Raw genomic sequence first — 25,166 nt, forward strand, 5'->3', positions numbered from 1 at the left:
CGAACCCAGTCGGGCGCGCACATCAAGTGCATCCGGTTATGCGTTCGGCAAGACGCTGATTTGCTTCGGTAAACTCGAGTTATCCACAGAAATGCGGGGCCCTTGTTAACTTCTACTACGTATACATACAGTAAACCTATTGATGAAAAGCCCGTTGTCGGTCGACGCACGCCAGCATCATCTTTCCTCTCAAGAAACAAATGCTTTAGCGCAGGTTTTCAAGGTGCAGGCGTCTCGGGCTCAAGGCGAAAGCCGAGTGCCTTGGCGCGGCGCTTGAGTGCGGCAAGGCTGCGCTGCTGTTGCTGCTCTTCGTAGCGCTGCTGCCCCTGGTAGAACGCGCCGAGCGCCGAATCATTGCGCGACAGGCTCATCGCCGCGAGCTTCAGGGCCTGGCGCACCCGGTTGGCCGAGCGGCGGGTGCGGGCGCTAAGCACCTTGCCGCCGCTGATCTTGGTCCCGGGACACAGCCCGAGCCATGAGCAGAAGTGCTTGACGTTCGCAAAGCGGCTCAGGTCCGGACCGATCTCCGAGAGGATCGTCATCACGGTGGCGACCGACAGGCCGTTGATGCGCGTCAGGTCAACGCCGGCCCAGCGTGCGAGAGCCGCACGGGCATCAAATTGCGGAGCGTTCTTGCTGCGCTGCTTGCCCGGCCCGCCCAGTTCGATCTCGTGACGGCCCAGGGGCGCCAGCAGCGCCTCGATCTTCGCGTCGCACTCGAGGATGCGCTGGGCCAGGCTGTCGAACATCGTCACCGCCTGCCCGAGCACGAACAGGTGCTCATCGCGCCAGTTACCGGTCAGCGCCCGTTCAATCTCGGCCGCACTGGCCTTCACGCGGCCGTGGCGATGCTGCGCGAGCACTTTCGGATCGCGCTCGCCGGCCATGATCGCGCGGATGATCGCCTGTCCGGTCACACCCATCACGTCCGTGAGCACTTCGGTGAGCTGCAGGTTCATCTGCACCAGTGCCTTCTGCATGCGCAGCACCCAGCTGGCCTGCTCAGTGAGCAGCACCTCGCGCTGCCGCACTACCGCGCGCACCACGCAGACCTCGCCGTCGGGGCGCCAGGCCGCCCGCAGCAGCCCGAGACTCATGAGTTTCTGCAGCCACTGGCAATCCATGACATCGCTCTTGCGACCCGGTACGTACTTCATCTGCCGCGCGTCGACCAGCCACACCGTCAGTCCGCGTTGTTCCAGTACCTCGTACACAGGGATCCAGTAGACCCCTGTCGATTCCAGCGCCACTGTATCGACGCCGCACGCGAGCAGCCAGTCGGCCATCGCGTTCAGATCATCGGTCATGGTCCCGAACTCCCGGACCGGCTCATCAGAGGTTGCCCTGGGCACGGCTACCCAGTGACTTGAGCCTCCGATATCGATGCCCGCTGCGTTTGGAAAAACCTCGGGGCTGTCTTCGCGCTTGCGCATCGCCATGGCTTGTCTCACTATCGTGGATGGGCGGCAGCGCCATGGGAAGCGTCGTATTCGACTCGATCTCTCAAACGGGATGCGGCTCACGCCGCTCGCCACTGTCACCGACGATTCCCGGACCATGCTATTAAACGGGCTCGCTACACGACGCGCCAACGCCGTGAGCTCGCACCAATGCGTGTTCGGTCATTTCGGCAGCTGCTGCTCACTTTTATAGCCCATCCCGCCCGATCTCCTTCCGCTCATCGTTTCTTCGCGAACACCGTACCCGGGCAGGGTTTGAGAAGCTATTAAGAAACTCGCAAAACGGGGCGTCGCTTCGTCAGCCGTCTTCTTTGCTGTTCATCGCTCCGAAACTGGAACGCCTGAGCGCAAGAACACTCAAACGCAAGCATCCCGAAGACGCAGTGCGTGAGGCCTGCCGGACGCGCAAAAACATCGCTGACAAGACCATTCTTCTCCAACACACCCACGTTTTCCGGTCGCTTTTTCCTGTTGTTTCGAAGTTAGCGTACGTTTTACCGCTTTGAGCGCTTGTTCGACGCTTTTCCGTCAAGTGTAAAAAAGCTATGGCACAATCGCCGTTCTTCCGCGTCGCGTATTGCCCCCGCAATCGACGCGCCAATGGAACGGTTGCCGGACCCACAGAATCTGATTCAAAAGTCGACGGCGCTCTTTTCACTCACGTCGGGCTGCCCGTAGTCATGCGGCATCGGCGTGGTCGTTTCAGTTTTTCACCCGATCGTTGACAACCCGCAACGCCGGCAGACGCGAACCGATCGCGGCAACGGACGCGGCGCGCGCTTTGCGTGCCGACGTCGTCTGCCCGTTTGCGTTGCCGAGCGTTGCTGCAAAGGAGAAGGCACCACGATGAAGTCGGCGTTTTCATTCTTTCCAGGCTGGCCGCTCACGCCCGATGCGATTTTCTGGGCAGGCCTTGCTTTGCTTGCCGCAGGTCTCGTCGGCGAGCTGTGCTATCGCGCGTGGCATCTGCCGCGCATTTCCGGCTATGCGGTGATCGGGCTGATCGCGGGATCGGCGGGATCGGGCGTGATCGACGCGGATTCGGCAAGCACCGCGCGCCCATTGCTCGATGTCGCGCTCGGCCTGCTGCTATTCGAACTCGGCAGCCGGCTGGATCTGCGGTGGATTCGCCGCAATACGTGGCTCATCGTGTCGAGCATCGCCGAATCGACGCTCACGTTCGTACTCGTGCTGCTGGTGCTGCTGTTCCTGAACGTGTCGTCGGTGACGGCGCTCGTGCTTGCGTCGATCGCAATGGCGACTTCGCCCGCGATGGTGATCCAGCTGAAAACCGAGGTGCGCGCCGAAGGCCAGGTCACGCAGCGCCTCTTGACGCTGACGGCGCTCAACAGCATGTATGCGGTGATCGTCGAGAAGCTCGCGTCCGGCTGGCTGCATCAGGAAGCCTATGGCAACGTGCTCGCGACGATCCTCCAGCCGCTGTATCTGCTGATCGGCTCGCTGATCCTCGCGTATCTGCTCGCGCGCACCATCACGTTCTTTTACAAGCGTGTGAATCTGCAGGACGAGCACTCGTTCGTCGCGCTGTTCGGCCTCGTGCTGCTCGCCATTGCCATCGCGCATATCTTCAAGCTGTCGACGATTCTCAGCCTGCTCGCCGCGGGCATCATCGTGAAGAATCTGGAAGCGCGCCCGCAACTTTGGCCGGAGCACTTCGGTACGGCGGGCTGGCTGCTGACGGTGATTCTGTTCGTGCTCACGCTGACCACGTTCGAATGGCGCGACGTCGCGATGGGCGGCCTCGCAGCCGTCGGACTGATCGTCGCGCGGCTGGTGGCCAAGCTGGTCGGCGTGCTCGCGTTCGCCAAGCCGAGCGGACTCGACATGAAACAGGGCATGGCGCTGGGGCTGTCGCTGTCGCCAATGTCGGCGCTCGCGTATCTGCTCGTCGACGACACCTACCAGCTCTATCCGAATTTCGACCCGACGCTGCGCGCGGTCACGATGTGCTCGATCGTCGTGTTGCAGCTGGTCGGGCCGTGGCTCGTCTACCGCTCGCTCGCGCTCGTGGGCGAACGCCGCGAGTAAAGCGGCGCGCCCGCACCCCGTATTTTTCACGCAGCTCGAGCGTTCGGCTGCAGCATCGACAGTCAATCCGGCCGGCGCCGCCCGCATCGGGCGCTGATGCCGACATGAATCAGGAAACGCTATGTCACTCGAAGCCTTCATCGATTCGAAACCGTTCACCTTCGGTGTCGAACTCGAGATGCAGATCGTCAATACCCATGACTATGATCTGACCAAAGCAGGAACCGACCTGCTCCGGCTCATCAAGGACGAAAAGATCCCGGGCAACATCACGCCGGAAATCACCGAGAGCATGATCGAGCTGTCGACGGGCATCTGCACGACGCACGAGCAGGCCGTCGCCGATCTGCGCACGATTCGCGACACGCTCGTCGCCGCGGCGGACCGGCTGAACGTCGGCCTGTGCGGCGGCGGCACGCACGCTTTCCAGCAATGGAGCGAGCGCAAGATCGTCGACACGCCGCGCTTTCAGTACCTTTCGGAACTCTATGGCTATCTTGCCAAGCAGTTCACCGTGTTCGGCCAGCACGTGCACATCGGCTGCCCGGATGCCGATAGCGCGTTGTTCCTGCTGCATTCGATGTCGCGCTACATCCCGCACTTCATCGCGCTGTCGGCGTCGTCGCCGTTCGTGCAGGGCGTCGATACGGGCTTTCACTCGGCACGCCTGAATTCCGTGTTCGCGTTTCCGCTGTCGGGCCGCGCGCCGTTCGTCCTCACGTGGGACAGCTTCGAAGAGTACTTTTCGAAGATGGTGCACACGGGGGTCGTCAACAGCATGAAGGACTTCTATTGGGACATCCGGCCGAAGCCCGGCTTCGGCACCATCGAAGTGCGCGTGATGGACACGCCGCTTTCCGTCGACCGCGCGGCCGCGATTGCGTGCTACATCCAGACGCTCGCGCGCCATCTGCTGCTCGACAAGCCTTTGATGCCAAAGGAAGACGACTATCTCGTCTACACGTTCAACCGTTTCGAGGCGTGCCGCTTCGGTCTGGCGGGCACGTGCATCGATCCGCAGACGGGTGAGCGCCGTACGATTTCCGAAGACATCATTCACACGCTCGAGCGCATCAAGCCGCATGCGGATGCTTTAGGCTCGGGCAAGGCGCTCGAAGAAATCGGCGCGATCGCGCGCGGGCAGGTGAACGACGCGACCTGGCTGCGCAATGTGGCCGAACAGGAACAATCGCTGCATGAAGTGGTGCGGCAGCAGTGCCTGCAGTGGCGCGCATAAACGGCGCGTAAAAGTCGGAGTGTATGAGCCGCGCGATCCAGTCCGGCGCGGCAGGCGCGTCGGATGCTCTTGCTTCGCCGCCACGCAGACTTCAACGAAACCCGCTTTTTGCGGGTTTTTTTATTTTTTTCGAATGCCGATAAGGCGTCCTCTAGTTTTTCTCAAGGTTTACGTATACATACGTAGTAATAGTTAACAAGCATTGCGTTTGCCTGTGGACAACCGAATAATTCCCTGCAAACTCAAGCGGCTGCGTAAACCATAACCACGCGGATCGGGCGTGCATCCCGACCGTAAACCTGGGAGAACGATTCTCATGGGTGCTGGGGTCAGCGGGTTATCAAGAATCGACGCACATGTCGTCCCCCGTCTTATCCCGTGGTTATCCACAGATTGCATTGGATAACTTAGCTGTACGATTTGCCGCTCTCGCATAGAATGTCGTTTTTCGTCGTTGCGGCCTGCCGGGGTCCCGGATGCGTGGCCCAAGCGCACGGATCGCAGCACGGCATGAAGCGTTTGCAAAGCCTGAGAAAGCGGCCGGGACAAGGCCCGCATCACAGGAAGTTTTTGAGATAGTAGGAATCGGCGAGCCGGCTTGACCGGCGAAGCTTCCCCCCCACAGACTGTCGGCGCGCCGGCATCGGAAAAACGGATGTCGACGGGCGACGGCACGCTGTCAACAACGAACGAAAGACTATGAGCGAAGGCGTATACGGAGAGCAGGCAACCGGGCGGGTGACCCACAGCCTGCTGCGACTCAGCACGGCCATGCGGAGCCAGGCATGGGAATGGGCGGAAGGCGCGGGTCTGACGCCTACCCAGGGTGAAATCCTCGTGCTGCTGATGCAGCGCAAGGGGCCGATGCGGCTCGGCGAAATCGCACGCGAAACCGCGCTGACAGCCGCGACCACGAGCGACGCAGTGAGCACGCTGGAAAGCAAGGGTCTCGTCGAAAAGCGCCGTGCGCTCGACGACGGGCGCGCGCTGGCTGTGCGTCTGACGGCTCGCGGCCGCACCGCGGCCAAGCGCGCCGCGCAATGGCCTGACTTCCTCGCGAAGGCGGTCGGCACGCTGCGCGACGAAGAGCAATCGATCTTCTATCGCACGCTGCTGAAAACCGTGCGTCAGCTCGAAGTGCAAGGCCACATTCCGCCGCACCGGATGTGCGTGACCTGCACGCATTTGGAGCCGAGCAAGAACCCGAAGAAGACGCCGCATCGCTGCATGCTGCTCGATCTGTCGATGTCGGATACCGATCTGCGTCTGGACTGCTCGGTGCACGAAACGGCCGACGCCGCCACGCAGAAAAAGACCTGGAAGATCTTCGCGCAGCAAGCCTGAGTCGGCTAAACTGCGGAGCCGGCCGCCGCTCGCGGGTTTGCGCGAGCGGGGCGGGCGAGCTTGCGCCGTTTTGCGCATCGGCAGACGGCGTGTCTTCCGGCGCGCTTTTTGGGCGCGTCCAGTCAACCCTGACGGTGGGATTTGCCGATGCATCACGAAGTTCTCGCCATCCGCCATGTGCACTTCGAGGATCTGGGCAGTCTCGAACGGGTGCTCGGCGAGCGGGGGCGTCCTGTCCGCTATCTGGATGTCGGCTTTGCGCGCATCGAGGCGCCCGACCCCGTGATGCCGTCGCTGATGGTGATTCTCGGCGGGCCCATCAGCGCGTTCGACGACGATCGCTATCCGACCATCGCGCCGCTCGTCTCCATGATCGAAAAGCGCATTGCAGCTGGCTTGCCGACGCTCGGCATCTGCCTCGGCGCGCAGCTGATTGCGCGGGTGCTCGGCGCGCGGGTCTATCCGGCAGGGCAGACGGAAATTGGCTGGACACCGTTGACACTCACCGATGCCGGCAAGCAGTCGCCGCTGCGGCATCTGGACGGGGCGCACACGTCGATGCTTCATTGGCACGGCGATACGTTCGATCTTCCGCAAGGCGCGGTGCATCTCGCCTCCACGCCCGCCTGTCAGAACCAGGCGTTCTCATGGGGCAAGTATGTGCTTGGCCTGCAATGTCACCCTGAAATCCGCACCGACCGTTTCGAGCCGTGGCTGATCGGCAATGCCGGCGAAATCGCGGGCCACGGCATCGACGTGCGCGCGCTGCGCGCCGATACCGCGAAGCATGGCCCGAAGCTCGAAGCCGCCGCGACCAGCATGTTCGGCGAATGGCTCGATCAACTGGCCGCGCGACCCTGAACAAATCCCAATGACCGCCGTGGATCACCGCGCTTTTACCGTCGATGCCGTGCTGACCGGCAAGATTGCGCCGTTGGGCGGTGACCTGTCGGGCAAGACGAGTGCGATCGGCAAGACGCCTGTCGATGGCCGTGTGTGGCTCGGCGAAACAGGACTCGAAGGTGATCAGCAGGCCGAACTCAAGCATCATGGCGGCCCGGAAAAAGCGCTGCATCACTATCCGTTCGATCACTACGCCACCTGGCGGAACGAATGGCAGGCGGGCGAATCCGGTCTGTCGAGCCTCGACGGACGCGGCGCGTTCGGCGAAAACTTGAGCACGTGCGGCCTGACGGAAGCGGATGTTTGCGTCGGCGACGTGTACCGGATCGGCGGGGCGATCGTCCAGGTATCGCAGCCGCGTCAGCCGTGCTGGAAACTGAACCTGCGCTTCGCGCGCGCCGACATGTCGCGCGCCGTGCAGAACACGCGCCGCACGGGCTGGTATTACCGCGTACTCGAAGCGGGCGAAATCGGCGCGGGCGACGCGATCGAGCGGCTCGCGCGTCCTCACGCGCAGTGGAGCGTCGAGCGCCTGTTGCGCGCGTTCTATGTCGATCGCGACGACCGGCAGGCACTGGAGGCGATGGCGCAACTCGACACGCTGTCGCCGTCATGGCGCAAGACCGCCACGAAGCGTCTCGAAAGCGGTGAAGTCGAATCGTGGTCGAAGCGTCTCGATACGCCTCACAGTCAAAGCTGATTCGCGCTGTTGAAAGCGACGCGCCTGGCCGTCTGCAGCAAATCAGACCCGGTGCTATCCTCGATCGCTCTTGAGTTTCGATGGGTATTCCCACCACCATGAGCGCTCTTTTCACTCCGCTCACGCTGCGTAGCGTGACGCTGCCGAACCGCATCGTCGTGTCACCGATGTGTCAATACTCTGCCGAACGCGGCGAGGCGACGGCGTGGCACATGATCCATCTCGGCCATCTGGCGCTGTCGGGCGCGGGCATGCTGTGCATCGAGGCGACGGCCATCGAGCCTGATGGCCGCATCACGCCTGCCGACCTCGGTCTGTGGGACGACGTGACGGAAGAAGCGCTGAAGCCCGTGCTCGCCACGATCCGCAAGCACTCGAAAGTGCACGTCGCGATGCAACTCTCGCACGCGGGGCGCAAGGCTTCGAGCAACGTGCCGTGGGAAGGCGGGCAACTGATTCCCGTGGCCGACGGCGGCTGGCTGCCGCATGCGCCGTCCGCGCTGCCGCACAAAGCCGGCGACGAGCCGCCGCTCGCGCTGGACAACGCGGGCCTCAACCGCATCCGCGAAGCGTTCGCGGCGACGGCGCGCCGTGCTGCGCGTCTGGGCATCGATGCACTCGAAGTGCACGCCGCGCACGGTTATCTGCTGCATCAGTTCCTGTCGCCGCTCGCGAACCAGCGCAGCGACGAATACGGTGGGTCGCGCGAGAATCGCATGCGTTTCCCGCTCGAAATATTCGATATCGTGCGCGCTGCATTCCCCGCCGACAAACCCGTCGGCGTGCGAGTCTCGGCGATCGACTGGGTTGATGGCGGCACCACGATCGAAGACACGATAGCGTTCGCGCAAGAGTTGAAGAAGCGCGGCTGCGACTGGGTCGATGTGTCGTCGGGTGGCGTGTCGCCGTTGCAGAAGATCCCGCTCGAACCCGGCTATCAGGTGCCGTTCGCGAAGGCGGTGAAGGAAGCGACAGGCATGACGACGATGGCCGTCGGTCTGATCACGGACCCGGCGCACGCGAACCGGCTGATTGAAGAGGGCGACGCGGATCTCATCGCGATGGCGCGCGCGATGCTCTACGATCCGCGCTGGCCGTGGCATGCGGCCGCTCAACTCGGCGCGACCGTGGACGCTCCGCCGCAATACTGGCGTTCGCAACCGCGCGAACAGAAGGCGCTGTTCGGCGATATTTCGTTCGGTCAGCGCTGAAGGCTGCCTTCAACCGACAACGCAAAATACGCATCGCGCGCACATGTGATGTGGATCTGTACGTAAGACGGTTGAACGAAGTCACATCATCCGTGTACGATTTCGGTTGTGACGCTGTATGCGTCGCATGTCGACGCGGCGCCAGCAAGGCGCCGCGTTTGCTATCCGCGTCAGAAAAGCCGCGCATCTGCAAAGGCGCGTCGAACGCGGAGGCATCGGCGAACAAGCGAGTTTGTTCATCCACCGTTCTACAAGGATTGATTCAATGAGTTCACGCAGGATCGCTGTGCGTCAATCGGGCGTGCACGGCAAAGGCGTGTTTGCACTCGAACCGATCGCAGCCGGCGAGCGGTTGATCGAATACAAGGGCCAACGGATTTCCTGGAAGGAAGCGCTGCGACGGCATCCTCACAATCCGGACGAACCGAATCACACGTTCTACTTCGCGCTCGATAGCGGCGATGTGATCGACGGCAAGGTGAAGGGCAACAGCGCGCGCTGGATCAATCACTCGTGCGCGCCGAACTGCGAAGCGGAAGAGATCGACGGCCACGTATTTATCGACGCGCTGCGTGATATCGACGCGGGCGAGGAGCTGTTCTACGACTACGGGCTCGTGATCGACGCGCGTCAGACGAAGAAGCTGAAGAAGGAATACGAGTGCCGTTGCGGCGCGCGCAAGTGCCGCGGCACGATGCTCGCGGCGCCGGACAAGAAGGACGAGAAGAAAGCGAAGAAGAAAAAGTGACCCGTGTGCGCTGCCGTTCTTATCGAACGCAGCGCACGTTTTGGGACACGCTTCAAGGATCGACCGGCGCACGATGCGCCGGTTTTTTTGTTTCGCGCGGCGGTTCCGGTGAGCGCAGCACGGCGCCCGTCGCGACGGGAAGCCGCACGATAAAGCGCGCACCGCCGTCAGCGGCATCTTCGTAATGCACGCTGCCATGATGCAGCGCCATGATGTCGTGAACGATCGCAAGGCCGAGACCGGCGCCACCGTCGACGGTGCCGTCGCTCAAGCCCTGGCCGTCGCCGCGGAAGAAGCGCTTGAACAGATCGGGTTGCTGTTTATGAGGCACGCCCGGACCGTTGTCCTCGACAGCGACTTCCGCCGTTGGGACGCCATCCACCACCGTTTGCGCAACCGTCATCGTGATCCGCGCGCCGTTCATGCGCGACGGCGGCACGTATTTCAGCGCGTTGTCGAGCAGATTCGCGATCACTTCACGCAGCAGCACAGGGTTGCCGCGCGCGATCAGCGGGTGATCGTTCGACGGATCGTCGAGCCGCTGGAAACCGAGGTCCACATGCACGGCGAGCGCGCGCGGCACCCATTCGGCGCCTGTATCGAAAGCGAGCGACGCGATGTCGAGGTTCACGAAACGCGCGGCCTGTTCGCCCGGTTCGGCACGCGCTAGCGACAGCAACTGGTTCGAAAGACGCACGGCGCGATCGGCGGCCGCACGCAGTTCCTTGACGGCGGCGAGCGTCTGCTGCGGATCGCGCCCAATGGCCGCCTGTTCCGCGTGCAGCTTGATCGCGGTGAGCGGCGTGCGCAGTTGATGCGCGGCGTCGGCGATGAATTTGCGTTGAGCGTCGAGCGCGGCTTTCAGGCGGTCGAGCAGGCCGTTCAGCGCGCCCGTCAGCGGACGGATTTCGACGGGGACGAAGGTTTCGTCGACGGGTTCCAGCGACGTGTGGGTCTGTCGGTTCAACGAATCGGCGAGATCGGTCAGCGGGTTCAGTTGCTGATTCACGACGCGCCACACGATCACCCAGCCCGCGAGCAGCAACAGCAGCAGCGGCATCATGATCGCGACCAGAAATTCGGCGGCGATCCGAAAGCGGTGATGCACCGGCTGGCCGACTTCGATGACGACGGGGTTGCCCGTCGGCTGATCGACGCGCACCTGCGCAACGCGCACGGCCGTCCCTTCATGCTGCGTCTCGAACACGTAAGCGTAGTGCATGCGCCGCACGTTGGTGCCTTGCAGCGGCAGCTTCGGATCGCCGGCGATTTCGGTTTCGCCATTGCTGATCCGGTACACGAGTTGTTCGACGGGATCGGAGAACATCGCCTGCGCGAGCGGAGGGACGGTGATCGGCGCATCGGGCCCGGCAATCTGGATCTGCTTCGAAATGGCCGTGGCGAGATCGGCGAGCGAACGGTCGACCACATGCTGCGTGTATTGCCACGCGAGCCAGTACGCGATGAGGCCGCTCATCAGCGCGAGCAGCGAAAGGGGAGCGGCGAGCCGGCGCAGTAACTGGCGGCGCAGGCTATTCGCGGCGGGATAGGGCATGATCGAACCCGCGGTAAAGGACCGACGCCGAGGGATTATCGACTGCGTCAGTCATGCGTTCCAAGTGCAGTTCCAAACGGCAGTTCACATCCAGGCTGAATGACACAGGCGGCCGCCGCGCATCTGTGAGGATGCGCTTGCGGCCGCCCGTCGGACAACCCGGACGCCGTCAGACCACAACGGTCTTGACGACCATTATGACGCCTGGCGGATTTCCTGGAGCAGATAGCCGAAGCCGCGCACCGTGACGATTTCGACACGGCAGTTTTCGAGCTTTTTGCGCACCCGGTGCACATAGACTTCGATCGCGGTGTCGCCGAGATCGCCGCCGAAGTGCGTCAGGTGATCCTGCAGTTGCGCCTTGCTGACCACGCGGCCATGGCGCAGCAACAGCATTTCGAGCACCGCGAATTCGCGCGGCGACAGTTCGAGCGGCTTGTCGTCGTTGAAGATGCGGCGATCCACACCCGACAGACGCACGCCACCGAGCGACACTTCCGGACGTGGCATGTCGCCATGCGGTCCGCTGCGGCGCATCACGGCGCGAATACGCGCTTCGAGTTCGGCGGGTTCGAACGGCTTCAGCATGTAGTCGTCGGCGCCGGAATTGAGGCCTTGCACGCGGTCATTCAGCTCGTCGCGCGCCGTCAGCACGATCACGGGCGTATGACGGTTGCTCTGACGGAAACGCGACAGCAGCGTCATGCCATCGATGCCGGGCAGTCCCAGATCGAGGATCACGAGCTCGTGGCGGTTTTGCGTGAGGGCCTGTTCGGCGAAGATGCCGTCGTGGACCATGTCGACCGTGAAGCCGGCTTGTTCGAGACTGCTTTGGATGCCGCGCGCGATAGGGCGGTCGTCTTCGATCAGAAGGAGTCGCATGGGTTTCGCTCAAGTACAATGGGTTGGGCAAGGGGCACGCGGTTCGCCGGGGCGCCTGCTGCACAGAATGCCGTGCGGCGTGCCGTCGATGCGGCCTTCAACAGATCTGCCAGCCATGTCCGATATTACGATCTACGAACTGGAAGCCGCGATCAATTTCTGGCGTTCCCGCTCGCCTTCGAGCGGTGACGAACTCGTTCTGTGCAAGGAGGCAAGCGCGCTCTCCAAGCCGTATGCGCTGATGATTGTACAGCGACAGACCGTGCTGCCGCAGGAAGGAATGGACGAGATTGCCCGCGCCGCGTGGGATTCTTACGTGTCCCTTAAGAATGACCTAACGAAGTGAAGGTTTGGTGGCCTGATTACCTGCAAAACGCTTTCATAACGGGTTTTCGTCAGGGTTTTGGAGCGTCACCGGCTTTCGTCCGATCAACGGCTCAAGTCACTTTCCAGCCGCAATTTCATCGATAAAACGAGCGAGGCGAATGTCGCGCTCGGTGATTCCGTTTGCATCGTGCGTCGATAGCGTGATCTCGACGTTGCTGTAGACGTTGAACCATTCCGGATGATGGTCCATTTCCTGGGCTTTGATCGCGACGCGCGTCATGAAGCCGAACGCTTCGTTGAAGTCGGCGAACTTGAACTGCCGTTTGATCGCGTCGCGGGCTTCGACGTTTTGCCAGCCGTCGAGTTGAGCGATCTGCGTTGCGCGTTGTTCGGAAGAGAGTTTCTCGATCATCGTGTCACCTTTTTTAGCCGCGCGTGGCCGCGCCGATGCCGCGTGCATTGGCGCATACGCGGTCGTCCTATTTTTTCACGGTTGAAGGGTTGCTGCAGCGCGCTACGTCAGATGTCGCCGTCCGTCGCCCAGCCTTCGCCCGTGCCGCGCGTGATGACGGTGTCGGTGGCGCGCACTTCGCCTGCCGGGAAAGGTGCCCCATGCGCGAGCTTCGCCAGTAGCGGCGCGAAGTCGGTACGCGCGACGTCGAACAGTTGCGAGAAATCGTCGATCACGAAGTAGGTCTTCTGGAACGTGTCGATCCGATATTGCGTCTGCATCACGCGTTCGAGATCGAACGCGATGCGATTGGGCGCGTCGCTTTGCTGGCTATAGAGCGTCTCGCCTTTGCTCGACACGATGCCCGCACCGTAGATCTTTACGCCGTTCGGACTCGCGTCGTCGCGGATCAGGCCGAACTCGACTGTGTACCAATAGAGGCGCGCTAGCAGCGGCAGCGCATTCGCATCGTTCGCAGCGAGGGCCGCGCGGCCATATGCGTGCATGTAATCGGCGAACACGGCGTTGATCAGCAGCGGCACATGCCCGTACAGATCATGGAAGCAGTCGGGCTCCTGAAGATAGTCGAGCTGATCCGGGCGGCGCATCCACCACGTCACGGGAAAGCGGCGGTTCGCCAGATGCTCGAAAAACACCTGATCCGGCACGAGGCCCGGCACGGCGACGATCCGCCAGCCGGTCGCAGGCATCAGCTGTTCGTTGATCGCTTCGAACGAAGGCACGCTTTCCGGCGACAGATTCAGCCGCTCGACGCCTTCCAGAAAATCGTCGCACACGCGCCCTTTGAGCAGCGCCGTCTGCCGCGTATAGAGCTGCTTCCACACCGCGTGATCGACCGCGCCATAGCGATGCATCGGCTGGTCGATGGTGAAGTCGGCTCGGGTCTCGAGGCCGGCGTCAAATTGCTCCTTGAGCTTCGCGGTGTTCGGGACTGACATGACGGATGACTGGCCGGGCGCGGCTCGCCCGATAGATGGAAACCGTGCAAGTCTAGAGCGGGTAACACGCGGAAAGGGCGCACGTTTTCCGAATCGCACGGTGAGAATGCGATAATCGTGCATTAGATCGCCAATTCATGCGGAGAATTTACATGCTAGAGCTCGATCACTTCGATCTGGCACTGCTCGACGTCCTGCAGCGCTTCGGGCGCGCGACGCACCAGCAACTGGGCGAGCAGGTGCCGCTGTCGCCATCGCAAATCGGGCGGCGCCTGCAGCGGCTGGAGTCGATCGGCGTGGTCGACGGCTATCGCGTGGTGCTGCGGCCGGAAAAGCTCGGGCTCGGCGTGACGGCCTTTACCAGCCTGAAGCTGAAGCACCACGGCGATTCGATCATCGAGCAGTTCCAGCAGCAGATCGATGTGCTGCCCGAGGTGCTGGAGTGCCACGCGGTGGTTGGCGACGCGGATTATCTGCTGCGTATCGTGGCGCCGGATCTGAACGCGCTGTCGTCGTTCGTGATGAAGAAGCTGATGCGAGTGCCGGGTGTCGACAGCGTGCGCTCGTACATCGTGCTGACGACGTTCAAGCGCAACGGCCCATTGCCGCTCGGTCATCTGGCGCCGGGCGCGGCCGCCGTCTGACCTCGCGGCATATCGGAAATCAGGCGGCTTTCAACGGCTCCTGATTCAGCATATCCACATAGGCGACGGCAACCAGGTCCGAATCCGGTACGCCGAGCTTCGAGAACACGGCGTGCGCTTCCTTTTCGCCGCCTTCTTCGTCGTCATCCTGCGCGAGCACGACTTCGAGCTCGACGAAATCGCCGAGACCGTCGACGCGATCCAGGTGAATCCGCGTGCGCCCGACGATATAGACGTGGCGCTCCTTCGTGACGATGCCGCGCGTCGTGAGCGCGGTGGCGAGCAGCGAGTGCATCGCTTCGGGGTTCGTCACCGGGCTGCGCGTGTAGTACGACGCCTTCGGGCCGTCGCGGTCGTCGCGCTGATAGAAGATCAGTTCGGCGGGCGTGCCGTCGTCGAACTGGCGCAACTTCAGACGGCCACGCGGCACGTCGTAGAAAAAGTCCTGCTGGCGAAAAATCAAAGGAGCGTCAGGCGAAAGCGCAGCGGCGCGCTCGCGAAGCTGTTCGAAGTGCTGCGCGCGAGCTTTGATTTCGATGTTGCGTGCCATGTGAAGCTCCTGTCGAAAGGTGAACGTGGACGGCTTCTGACGACAACGGGTTCGCCCCGATTGCCTGAGTGCGCAAACCGGTCGGCAGAGACCAAAGGGATACGGAAAACAGCGGGGGAAAAGCGGGCAAAGCGTCAATCTAGCAAAAAGCCCATGACGATGTGGTTAAAGGCCACGGCATCCGAAGGGTGCAAAAACCTCGCTGTGTCATGAGGTCGGCTCATATCGCGCGACGCTGCTTTTCGCGCGATGCGATGCGCGTTCCGCGTGTACCGCTTATGCCGACCACTGCTGTTCGATCAGCTTGAGCGCCACGGCGATCGCCGGCTCGTCCTTGTGCGCAGCAAGCGTGATGAACGTCAGCTCTGTCGGCACCGTGATGCCTTCGACGATCGTCAGCGCATGCGCGTGCGCTTCGGCAAGCGCGGTCGAATCGCGCGCGAGCGTGAGCCCGACGCCTGATTTGACGAGATCGAGCATCGACGGTTCCTGATCGACTTCCGCGACCTTGATGGGCTTGACGCCGGCATCGGCGAAGCGGCGCGTCAGCAGCCGGTTGTGCGCGGACGCGGGCGGTGTCCAGATCCACGGAAACGAAGCGAGCGCACGCCAGTCGCGCGCGCCTTTCATGCGGTCCTTCCAGCCGGGCGGCGCCAGCACGCGGTATTGGAAGTGTGTCAGCGTGACGGCGTGAAAGATCGCGCTGTCGCGTGGTTCGTCTTCGTCCGGCTGGCCGATGTAATAGCCGACGTCGAGTTCGCCCGCGCGCACCTGATCGCGCACCCAGCCGGACATGCCGTGCCGCAATTGCGTTTCGATGTGCGGCCACGTCTCGACGAGCTGCTTCAGAAACCCGCCGAGCCGCAGAAACGCCGGATCGAGAATCGTGCCGATGCGCAGACGCCCGCGCACTTCCTGGCGCAGTGTGGCGGCGGCCCGTTCGACATCGTTGGCGGCCGCGAGCGCGCGCTCCGCGTGTGGCAACAGCGCCTGACCGTCGCGCGTGAGCGAGAGCCCGTGCGACGTGCGCGTGAAAAGCGTCACGCCGAGCGCGGTTTGCAGGTTCTTGATCTGCAGGCTGACGGCGGGCTGGGTCAAATGCAATTGCGCGGCAGCGCGCGTCAGATTGCCTTCGCGCGCGACCGTCGCAAAGGCGCGGAGCAGGGTGAGATCCATCCGCTGATATTAACGCGCCTTATATCGCATTTGAGCATTTCTGATTGGATTTGCGACGCACTTGCCGATTACGCTGGAAAGATCATGCGAAAGCGTGCTCCATTGCGCTGCAGCATCGACCATCAGAAAGTCCTACACAGGAGACACCATGAGCGAGACAGATCAAGGCAAAGTGCGCGCGCTGACACACGTGATCAACGGCCATCTTATCGATGGCACGAGCCAGCGCTTCGGCGACGTGTTCAATCCGGCGACAGGCGAAGTGTCGTCACGCGTGCCGCTCGCGAGCGTCGCCGAAGTCGATGCAGCCGTTGCCGCCGCTAACGCCGCGTTTCCCGCATGGAGCGAAACGGCACCGATCAAGCGCGCTCGTGTGCTGTTTAAGTTCAAGGAACTGCTCGACCGTCACCACGACGAACTCGCCGAACTGATCACGCGCGAGCACGGCAAAGTGTTCTCGGACGCGAAGGGCGAAGTGATGCGCGGCATCGAGATCGTCGAATTCGCGTGCGGCATTCCGAATCTGTTGAAGACGGACTTCACCGATCAGATCGGCGGCGGCATCGACAACTGGAACCTGCGTCAGTCGTTGGGTGTGGTCGCGGGTATCACGCCGTTCAACTTCCCGATGATGGTCCCGTGCTGGATGTTCCCGGTCGCGATCGCATGCGGCAACACGTTCGTGTTGAAGCCGTCGGAACGCGATCCGTCGGCGTCGATCCGTCTTGCCGAGTTGCTGAAGGAAGCGGGCTTGCCTGACGGCGTGTTCAACGTCGTGCACGGCGACAAGGTGGCCGTCGATGCATTGCTCGTGCATCCCGATGTCAGCGCGCTGTCGTTCGTCGGTTCCACGCCGATTGCCGAATACATCTACACGGAAGGTACGAAGCACGGTAAGCGTGTGCAGGCGCTGGGCGGCGCGAAGAACCACCTCGTCGTGATGCCGGATGCGGATCTCGATCAGGCCGTCGATGCATTGATCGGCGCAGCGTATGGTTCGGCGGGTGAGCGTTGTATGGCGATTTCCGTTGCAGTCGCAGTCGGTCATATCGCCGACGAACTGATCGACAGGCTCACGCCGCGCGTGAAGACGCTGAAGATCATGAACGGCATGGAAGGCGAAGCGGAAATGGGTCCGCTCGTGACGGCGGCGCATCGCGAGAAGGTGTCGGGTTATATCGACGCAGGGATCGAGGCGGGCGCGAAACTGGTGGTCGATGGACGCGGGCACAAGGTGCCGGGTCACGAGAAAGGCTTCTTCCTCGGCGGCACATTGTTCGACGATGTGAAGACCGACATGAAGATCTATCGCGAAGAAATCTTCGGCCCCGTGTTGTGCGTGGTGCGCGTGCCCGATTTTGCTTCGGCAGTCGAACTCATCAACAAGAACGAGTTTGCGAACGGCGTGTCGCTGTTCACGTCGGATGGCGGTGTTGCACGCGCGTTCTCGCGTCAGATCCAGATTGGCATGGTCGGCATCAACGTGCCGATTCCCGTGCCGATGGCATGGCACTCGTTCGGCGGCTGGAAGCGGTCGCTGTTCGGCGATCACCACGCGTACGGCGAAGAAGGCGTGCGCTTCTATACGCGCTACAAGAGCATCATGCAGCGCTGGCCGGACAGTATCGCGAAGGGCGCCGAGTTCACGATGCCTGTTGCGAAGTAACGCGAATCAGTAGATCGGAATGGCCACGGCATTGCGTTTTCAATAACGCAGTGCCGTGCGCATCACACGTGTGGTGTCGATAAACAAAAAGCAGTAGCGAGACAAACGCCCAAAGCGCAATCAGATGCCATGCAACGTGGCCATGCGAAGGAGACAAGGGTGAGCACGACAGCAAGAAAACTCGAAGGCGAATTCGACTACATCGTCATTGGTGCGGGCACGGCGGGTTGCGTGCTTGCGAACCGCCTGACCGAAGATCCCGACGTCACCGTGCTGCTGCTCGAAGCGGGAGGCAAGGACGATTACCACTGGATTCATGTGCCCGTCGGTTACCTCTATTGCATTGGCAATCCGCGCACTGATTGGCTCTATAAAACGCAGGCAGAACCCGGACTCAACGGACGTGCATTGTCGTATCCGCGGGGGCGTGTACTGGGCGGATGCTCGTCGATCAACGGCATGATCTACATGCGCGGACAGCGTGAAGATTACGACGAATGGGCGCGTGTGACGGGCGATTCGTCGTGGTCGTGGGATGTTGTGCTGCCCATCTTCAAACGTAGCGAAGACCATCATGGTGGCGCGAATGAATTTCACGGCGCGGGCGGTCAATGGCGCGTTGAAAAGCAGCGTCTCAAATGGAAGATTCTGGAGAAGTTCGCCGAAGCCGCCCAGGAAGCCGGTATTCCCGCCACCGACGATTTCAATCGCGGCGACAACACCGGCGTCGGCTATTTCGATGTGAACCAGAAGCGCGGGATTCGCTGGAATGCATCGAAGGCTTTTTTGCGGCCTGCGTTGCAGCGGTCGAATCTCACCGTCATCACGGGCGCGCACACGCAGCGCGTCGTATTTGAAGGCAAGCGGTGCGTCGGTGTCGAATATCGTGGCGACAATGTCGAGTACATCGCAAAGGCGCGCATCGAAGTCGTCATGAGCTCGGGCGCAGTGAACTCGCCGCAATTACTCGAATTGTCTGGCATCGGTAATGGCGCGCGTCTGCAGAATCTCGGCATCGAGGTCGTGAACGATTTGCGGGGCGTCGGCGAAAATCTTCAGGACCATTTGCAGTTACGCATGGCGTATAAGGTGCACGGCGTGCGCACATTGAATACGGCCTCCGCACACTGGTGGGGCAAGATGATGATCGGGCTGCAGTATCTGCTGACGCAAAGCGGGCCGATGTCGATGTCGCCGTCGCAACTCGGCGCGTTCGCGAAGTCCGATGTGAACGACGGCTCGTTGACGCGTTCCGATCTCGAGTATCACGTACAGCCGCTTTCACTCGACAAGTTCGGCGAACCCTTGCATCGCTTCAATGCCTTTACGGCATCTGTCTGCCATTTGCGTCCGACTTCGCGCGGCAGCGTGCATATCGAATCACGCGATCCGCACACCGCGCCGCTGATCGCGCCGAACTATCTGTCGACGGATTACGACCGTCACGTCGCTGCGAATGCATTGCGTCTCACTCGTCGCATTGCGGCCTCGCCTGCATTGAAACTCTATCGGCCCGAAGAGATCTTGCCCGGCATCCAGTTTCAGACCGAGGAAGAATTGCAGATCGCGGCGGGTCAAGTCGGTACAACCATCTTCCATCCCGTCGGCACGTGCCGGATGGGCACATCGAATGATCCCGGCGCTGTCGTCGATGGCCGCTTGCGGGTGATCGGTGTCGAAGGGCTGCGCGTGGTCGATGCATCCGTGATGCCCACCATCACCTCAGGCAACACGAACTCGCCGACACTGATGATCGCAGAACGCGCGAGCGACATGATTCGCGCCGAGCGTCGTGCGCGAAGAGACAGTCACACCATCGAAACCAACGCCGCGTCACCGATGTCCGTTGCATGACACGCAACGTTTAACGTTTTGCGGCACGAAGGTCGCATTAAACACTAAGTGCAAATCCCAATGATTGCGCTGCATCATTGGCGCGACAATGGCACCCATGCTGCGTGGTGCGGCATGGATTACCGTCCGCATTGGTGCACCACGCCACGATTGGCACGGGGGTGTCATCGCCAATAACAGTCGCGACGATTCAGCGCGGCATAAAACGCGGTAATGCTTCGCCTTACTTCGCATGGAAGGGAACATGATTCTCGGCGATACGATACTCGAAACGCGCGGGCTCACTCGTGAGTTCAAGGGTTTTACCGCAGTCAACGGTGTGAACCTGCGCGTGAAGCGCGGTTCGATCCACGCGCTCATCGGGCCAAACGGCGCAGGCAAGACCACCTGCTTCAATCTGCTCACCAAATTTCTTGTGCCCACTGCGGGTCAGATCGTCTTTGACGGCATCGACATCACGGGCGAACGTCCTGCGCAGGTCGCGCGTCGCGGCATCATCCGCTCCTTTCAGATTTCTGCTGTATTTCCGCATCTGACGGCATTGCAGAACGTCCGCGTCGGTCTGCAACGTCAGCTCGGCTCGGCGTTTCATTTCTGGAGAAGCGAGCGCACGTTGCGTCAACTCGATGACCGCGCGATCGATCTGCTCACGCAGGTAGGCTTGACCGATTTCGCCGATGTGCCCGCCGTCGAGCTGTCGTATGGGCGCAAACGCGCGCTCGAAATCGCCACGACGCTCGGCATGGAGCCCGAACTGATGCTGCTCGACGAACCGACGCAAGGCATGGGACATGAAGACGTTGACCGCGTGACTGCGCTGATCAAAAAAGTATCGGCGGGTCGCACGATCCTGATGGTCGAACACAACATGAATGTGATAGCCGGCATCTCCGACACGATTACCGTCCTGCAACGCGGCGAGGTGCTCGCCGAAGGCACGTACGCGGAAGTCTCGAAGAACCCGCTCGTCATGCAGGCCTATATGGGCAGTGCGGACGCGGCGCTTGCCGGAGCGCATGCATGAGCACTGTGAGCGAACAGGAAGACGCATCGGTCAGTGTGATGAGCGGCGAGCCCGCGCTGGAGATCGCGGGGCTGCAGGCGTGGTACGGCGAATCGCACATCCTGCATGGCGTCGATCTGACCGTCAGCCGCGGTGAAGTCGTCACGCTGCTCGGCCGCAATGGCGCGGGCCGCACCACGACGCTGCGCGCGATCATGGGCCTGACGGGCCGGCGTACGGGCTCGATCCGCGTCGGTGGGCGCGAGACGATTTCGATGGCGACGCATCGCATTGCGCATTGCGCCGTCGGCTATTGCCCGGAAGAGCGCGGTATCTTTTCGAGCCTGTCGTGTGAAGAAAATCTGATGCTGCCGCCGCCTGTCGGCGACAAGTCGTTGATGATGTCGATCGACGAGATCTACCAGATGTTTCCCAATCTCCAGGAACGACGCATGAGCCAGGGGACGCGTCTGTCGGGCGGCGAGCAACAGATGCTGGCCGTCGCGCGCATCCTGCGCACGGGCGCGAACCTGCTGTTGCTCGATGAAATCTCCGAAGGCCTGGCGCCCGTGATCGTACAGGCGCTCGCGCGCATGATCGTGACGCTGAAGGCGCGCGGCTACACGATCGTGATGGTCGAACAGAATTTCCGCTTTGCCGCGCCGCTCGCCGATCGCTTCTATGTGATGGAGCATGGACGCATCGTCGAGCATTTCGGTGCAAAGGAACTCGAAAGCAAAATGCCGGTGCTGCACGATTTGCTCGGCGTCTAAGTGGGGTGGACGCATCCCGATGAGAAATCGGGGTCGTCATGGGAACTGCGACGCACGACATACCCAGATGCCTCTGATAACCACAAGCATGGAAACAGGAGACACGCATGAAACTGAAGAACTTCGCCAGGCTGTCAGCAGTCTGCTTTGCGGCCGCCGCGGGCACGATGTTCGCTGCGGGTAACGCGCAGGCCGCGGACGGCCAGACCGTCAAGATCGGCTATATCACTGATCTGTCCGGTCTTTATGCGGATCTCGATGGCCAGGGCGGCCTCGAAGCGATCCGCATGGCGATTGCCGATTTCGGCGGCAAGGTGAATGGCAAGCCGGTCGAACTGGTCTATGCCGATCACCAGAACAAGGCGGATATTGCCGCGTCGCGCGCGCGTGAATGGATCGACCGCGACGGGGTCAACGTGATCATCGGCGGCACGAACTCGGCCACTGCGCTGTCGACCAACCAGGTTGCGGGTGAGAAGAAGATTCCGTACATCAACATCGGTGCGGGCGCGGATAACCTCACCAACGAGCAATGCACGCCGTACACGGTCCACTACGCGTACGACACGATGGCGCTTTCAAAAGGCACGGGTTCGGCCGTGACGAAGCAGGGCGGCAAGACCTGGTACTTTCTGACGGCGGACTACGCGTTCGGCAAGGCGCTCGAAAAGAACACGTCGGAGGTGGTCAAGGCGAATGGCGGACAGGTTCTCGGCACGGTGCGCCATCCGTTGTCGGCATCGGATTTCTCGTCGTTCCTGTTGCAGGCTCAAGGATCGAAGGCGCAGGTGCTCGGTCTCGCGAATGCGGGCGGCGACACGATCAACGCGATCAAGGCCGCCAAAGAATTCGGCGTCACAAAGTCGATGAAGATCGCCGCGCTGCTGATCTTCCTGACCGATATCCACAGCCTCGGACTTGAAACGACGCAAGGTCTGGTCGCGACCGATAGCTGGTATTGGAACAAGGACGCAAACACTCGCAAGTGGGCGCAGCGCTACTTCGACAAAATGAAGAAGATGCCGACCAGTCTGCAGGCAGCGGACTATTCAGCCGTCACCACTTATCTGAAGGCCGTGCAGGCAGCTGGCACGACCGACAGCGACAAGGTGATGGATCAACTGCACAAGACGAAGATCGACGATTTCTACGCGAAGGGCTACATCCGTCAGGACGGCAGCATGATCCACGACATGTACCTGATGGAAGTGAAGAAGCCGTCGGAATCGAAAGAGCCGTGGGATTACTACAAGATCACCGCAACGATTCCCGGCGATCAGGCATTCGGAACGAAAGCGGAATCGCGCTGCGCGCTCTGGAAGTAAGCGGTTCGCAGTCGATACGTGAAGGGCGGCGCAGGTGCCGCCCGCTGCGTCTCGCGAGTGAACTGCGTCGATATTATTCTGACGGCGGATTCAATGGATATCTTTGGCATTCCGCTACCGGCGATGCTCAGCCAGTTGCTGCTCGGTCTCGTGAACGGCTCGTTCTACGCGATCCTGAGTCTGGGGCTGGCTGTGATCTTCGGTCTGCTCAACGTGATCAACTTCGCGCACGGCGCGTTGTTCATGCTGGGTGCGATGCTCACGTGGATGGGCATGTCGTATTTCAGTCTGCCGTACTGGGTGATGCTCGTGCTCGCGCCCGTGCTCGTGGGGCTGTTCGGCATCGTGATCGAACGCTCGATGCTGCGCTGGCTGTACAAGCTCGACCACCTCTACGGCCTGTTGCTCACGTTCGGGCTCACGCTCGTCGTCGAAGGCGTGTTCCATTCGATCTACGGTTCGTCAGGGCAACCGTACGACGTGCCGTCGGCGCTTGCGGGCGCAACCAATCTCGGCTTCATGTTCCTGCCGAACTATCGCGCGTGGGTGGTGGTCGCGTCGCTGATCGTGTGCTTCGCGACGTGGTTCGTGATCGAGAAGACGCGTCTTGGCGCGTATCTGCGCGCGGGCACGGAGAACCCGAAGCTGGTCGAGGCATTCGGCGTGAACGTACCGATGATGGTCACGCTCACGTATGGCTTCGGCGTCGCGCTGGCCGCGTTTGCCGGCGTGCTTGCGGCGCCTGTGATCCAGGTCTCGCCGCTGATGGGCCAGTCGATGATCATCACAGTGTTTGCGGTCGTGGTGATCGGCGGCATGGGCTCGATCATGGGTTCGATTCTCACGGGCCTTTTGCTGGGTGTGATCGAAGGATTCACGCGCGTGTTCTATCCGGAAGCGTCGGCGACGGTGGTCTTCGTGATCATGGCGCTCGTGTTGCTCGTGCGTCCGGCAGGTCTCTTCGGCAAGGAAAAATGATGCAGAGAAAAGCGCTCTACGTTCTGCTGCTGATCGCGCTCATCGTTGCGCCTTTTGTCGGCGCGTATCCCGTGTTCGTGATGAAGGTGTTGTGCTTTGCGCTGTTCGCGGCCGCGTTCAATCTGCTGATCGGTTATACGGGTCTGCTGTCGTTCGGACACGCGATGTTTCTCGCATCGGCCGGCTATGTCACCGGTTACGCGATCCAGACGCTCGGCGTGTCGCCCGAACTCGGCGTGCTAGGGGGCGTGGTGGTGGCGACGCTGCTGGGCTTTGTCGTCGGTATGTTCGCGATTCGCCGGCAGGGCATCTATTTCGCGATGGTGACGCTCGCGCTCGCGCAGATGGTCTACTTCGTGTTCCTGCAGGCGCCGTTCACGCATGGCGAAGATGGCCTGCAAGGCGTGCCGCGCGGCAAGCTGTTTGGCGCGTTGAGCCTGTCTTCAGACCTGACGCTGTACTTTGTCGTGCTGGCCGTGATGGTGCTCGCGTTCCTGCTGATCGTGCGGATCGTGCATTCGCCGTTCGGGCAGGTGCTGATCGCGATCAAGGAGAACGAGCCCCGCGCGATCTCGCTCGGCTATGATACGAACCGCTTCAAGCTGCTGGCGTTTATTCTGTCGGCGGGACTTGCGGGTCTCGCCGGCTCGCTCAAGGTAGTCGTGCTCGGCTTCGAAACGCTCGGCGATGCCTACTGGACGATGTCGGGCCTCGTCGTGCTGATGACACTGGTCGGCGGCATGGGCACGCTGTTCGGGCCGTTGCTCGGTGCCGCGTTGATCGTCGCGCTGGAAGACCGGCTTGGCGATATCGGCAGCGGGCTGGCGTCGGTGACAGGTGTTGAGTGGTTCCGATCACTTGGCGAGTCGGCGACGATCGTCACGGGCCTTATTTTCATCGCGTGCGTGCTGGCGTTCAGGCGCGGCATCGTCGGCGAGATCGTGCAGCGGGTCAAACCGTTGCGCGCCTGAGTGGGCCGGGAAATTAGTTTGCGATCCGAAATAACGACTAGCCGCCGCGAAATGACGCGAACATGGAGCGAAACTACAAGAATGCGCCCCATTTTTGTGCGGCGCTGCACCACTAGGGTAAATGCTAGTTGCTCGTGAAGCGTCCCCCGTTTAATCTTCACACAGTTCTGATGCACCGAATTTTGCAGGTGGAGAACGAGGAGACATGAGGCGCATAAGTGCCCATACAAAAGCGCTGTTGGACGAAATCCAACAGCGCTTTTTACTTTTTCCGCTCGAAACTCATCTTCTTCAGCGCGCCTTCCTGCGTCGCGCTGCATTGTAAATCTGGCGTTTTCTCTCTCGCTGCACCCGGCGTTTTTCCCCAAAGATTCAAAGCCTTCAAAGCGCTTGCCGCCTG

The 25,166-nt window shown here is 61.5% G+C and carries 23 protein-coding genes; 16 read left to right on the forward strand and 7 right to left on the reverse strand.

The features are described from left to right. Positions 1-218: 218 nt before the first annotated feature. Positions 219-1,439, reverse strand: coding sequence for an IS110 family transposase (locus tag SB822_RS09655; protein ID WP_090834737.1), 1,221 nt, complete (start codon positions 1,437-1,439; stop codon positions 219-221). Positions 1,440-2,306: 867 nt separating this feature from the next. On the opposite strand from SB822_RS09655, the gene SB822_RS09660 reads away from it, so the two are divergent. From SB822_RS09660 to SB822_RS09690, 7 genes are all read left to right on the forward strand, one after another. Then, entirely contained in the window at positions 2,307-3,509 is a 1,203-nt protein-coding gene (locus tag SB822_RS09660; protein ID WP_090835020.1) for a cation:proton antiporter, read from the forward strand. Between the two features lie 121 nt (positions 3,510-3,630). Next, positions 3,631-4,746: a YbdK family carboxylate-amine ligase gene (locus tag SB822_RS09665; RefSeq protein WP_090834735.1), complete on the forward strand. Its 1,116-nt coding sequence runs from the start codon at positions 3,631-3,633 to the stop codon at positions 4,744-4,746. Positions 4,747-5,445: 699 nt separating this feature from the next. Continuing rightward, the gene (locus SB822_RS09670) at positions 5,446-6,090 is read left to right on the forward strand and encodes a MarR family winged helix-turn-helix transcriptional regulator (protein WP_007581737.1); all 645 of its coding nucleotides are present in this window, start codon (positions 5,446-5,448) and stop codon (positions 6,088-6,090) included. A 147-nt stretch (positions 6,091-6,237) separates the two neighbouring features. Continuing rightward, entirely contained in the window at positions 6,238-6,951 is a 714-nt protein-coding gene (locus SB822_RS09675; protein ID WP_090834733.1) for a glutamine amidotransferase, read from the forward strand. A gap of 10 nt (positions 6,952-6,961) precedes the next feature. Further along, complete coding sequence (locus SB822_RS09680; RefSeq protein WP_090834731.1) at positions 6,962-7,693, forward strand: MOSC domain-containing protein; 732 nt, start codon at positions 6,962-6,964, stop codon at positions 7,691-7,693. A 98-nt stretch (positions 7,694-7,791) separates the two neighbouring features. Further along, the gene (locus tag SB822_RS09685) at positions 7,792-8,904 is read left to right on the forward strand and encodes an NADH:flavin oxidoreductase/NADH oxidase (RefSeq protein ID WP_410854576.1); all 1,113 of its coding nucleotides are present in this window, start codon (positions 7,792-7,794) and stop codon (positions 8,902-8,904) included. A 265-nt stretch (positions 8,905-9,169) separates the two neighbouring features. Next, positions 9,170-9,652, forward strand: coding sequence for an SET domain-containing protein (locus SB822_RS09690; protein ID WP_090835018.1), 483 nt, complete (start codon positions 9,170-9,172; stop codon positions 9,650-9,652). 52 nt (positions 9,653-9,704) lie between these two features. Here SB822_RS09690 and SB822_RS09695 read toward each other — a convergent pair whose 3' ends face one another. Then, positions 9,705-11,207, reverse strand: a complete 1,503-nt coding sequence (locus SB822_RS09695) for a sensor histidine kinase (RefSeq protein ID WP_090834725.1) — start codon at positions 11,205-11,207, stop codon at positions 9,705-9,707. Between the two features lie 195 nt (positions 11,208-11,402). Beyond that, a complete protein-coding gene (locus tag SB822_RS09700; protein ID WP_007581727.1) occupies positions 11,403-12,089 on the reverse strand; it encodes a response regulator transcription factor in 687 nt (228 codons plus the stop codon). 115 nt (positions 12,090-12,204) lie between these two features. On the opposite strand from SB822_RS09700, the gene SB822_RS09705 reads away from it, so the two are divergent. Then, positions 12,205-12,435, forward strand: a complete 231-nt coding sequence (locus SB822_RS09705) for a DUF3717 domain-containing protein (protein WP_090835015.1) — start codon at positions 12,205-12,207, stop codon at positions 12,433-12,435. Between the two features lie 96 nt (positions 12,436-12,531). On the opposite strand, the gene SB822_RS09710 is transcribed toward SB822_RS09705, so the two are convergent. Next, positions 12,532-12,876, reverse strand: a complete 345-nt coding sequence (locus SB822_RS09710; RefSeq protein ID WP_086910626.1) for a 4a-hydroxytetrahydrobiopterin dehydratase — start codon at positions 12,874-12,876, stop codon at positions 12,532-12,534. A gap of 59 nt (positions 12,877-12,935) precedes the next feature. Then, a complete protein-coding gene (gene phhA / locus SB822_RS09715; protein WP_090834721.1) occupies positions 12,936-13,826 on the reverse strand; it encodes a phenylalanine 4-monooxygenase in 891 nt (296 codons plus the stop codon). A gap of 152 nt (positions 13,827-13,978) precedes the next feature. On the opposite strand from phhA, the gene SB822_RS09720 reads away from it, so the two are divergent. Continuing rightward, positions 13,979-14,470 (forward strand): Lrp/AsnC family transcriptional regulator, encoded by a 492-nt coding sequence (locus tag SB822_RS09720; RefSeq protein WP_007581720.1) that lies wholly within the window; start codon positions 13,979-13,981, stop codon positions 14,468-14,470. 19 nt (positions 14,471-14,489) lie between these two features. Here SB822_RS09720 and SB822_RS09725 read toward each other — a convergent pair whose 3' ends face one another. Both SB822_RS09725 and SB822_RS09730 read right to left on the reverse strand, forming a co-directional pair. Beyond that, positions 14,490-15,020, reverse strand: a complete 531-nt coding sequence (locus SB822_RS09725; protein WP_090834719.1) for a class IV adenylate cyclase — start codon at positions 15,018-15,020, stop codon at positions 14,490-14,492. A 276-nt stretch (positions 15,021-15,296) separates the two neighbouring features. Beyond that, positions 15,297-16,196, reverse strand: coding sequence for a LysR family transcriptional regulator (locus tag SB822_RS09730; protein ID WP_090834717.1), 900 nt, complete (start codon positions 16,194-16,196; stop codon positions 15,297-15,299). Positions 16,197-16,344: 148 nt separating this feature from the next. Between SB822_RS09730 and SB822_RS09735 the strand changes: the two genes are divergently transcribed. The 7 genes from SB822_RS09735 to SB822_RS09765 all read left to right on the forward strand — a co-directional run bounded on the left by SB822_RS09735 (position 16,345) and on the right by SB822_RS09765 (position 24,766). Beyond that, positions 16,345-17,862: a CoA-acylating methylmalonate-semialdehyde dehydrogenase gene (locus SB822_RS09735; protein WP_090834715.1), complete on the forward strand. Its 1,518-nt coding sequence runs from the start codon at positions 16,345-16,347 to the stop codon at positions 17,860-17,862. A gap of 129 nt (positions 17,863-17,991) precedes the next feature. Continuing rightward, positions 17,992-19,716 carry a choline dehydrogenase gene (locus SB822_RS09740; RefSeq protein WP_176133758.1) on the forward strand — a complete coding sequence of 575 codons (1,725 nt, stop codon included), beginning with the start codon at positions 17,992-17,994 and terminating at the stop codon, positions 19,714-19,716. 244 nt (positions 19,717-19,960) lie between these two features. After that, positions 19,961-20,740, forward strand: coding sequence for an ABC transporter ATP-binding protein (locus SB822_RS09745; protein ID WP_035987717.1), 780 nt, complete (start codon positions 19,961-19,963; stop codon positions 20,738-20,740). Next, the gene (locus SB822_RS09750; RefSeq protein ID WP_090834713.1) at positions 20,737-21,492 is read left to right on the forward strand and encodes an ABC transporter ATP-binding protein; all 756 of its coding nucleotides are present in this window, start codon (positions 20,737-20,739) and stop codon (positions 21,490-21,492) included. The genes SB822_RS09745 and SB822_RS09750 overlap by 4 nt, the downstream gene beginning before the upstream one ends. A gap of 107 nt (positions 21,493-21,599) precedes the next feature. After that, entirely contained in the window at positions 21,600-22,817 is a 1,218-nt protein-coding gene (locus SB822_RS09755; protein ID WP_090834711.1) for an ABC transporter substrate-binding protein, read from the forward strand. Positions 22,818-22,910: 93 nt separating this feature from the next. Next, a complete protein-coding gene (locus SB822_RS09760) occupies positions 22,911-23,795 on the forward strand; it encodes a branched-chain amino acid ABC transporter permease (protein ID WP_090835011.1) in 885 nt (294 codons plus the stop codon). Continuing rightward, entirely contained in the window at positions 23,795-24,766 is a 972-nt protein-coding gene (locus tag SB822_RS09765; protein ID WP_167449600.1) for a branched-chain amino acid ABC transporter permease, read from the forward strand. The genes SB822_RS09760 and SB822_RS09765 overlap by 1 nt, the downstream gene beginning before the upstream one ends. Positions 24,767-25,166 lie beyond the last annotated feature (400 nt).

This window comes from Paraburkholderia sp. SIMBA_054 (genome assembly GCF_046534875.1).
GTDB classification, from domain to species: Bacteria; Pseudomonadota; Gammaproteobacteria; order Burkholderiales; family Burkholderiaceae; genus Paraburkholderia; species Paraburkholderia hospita.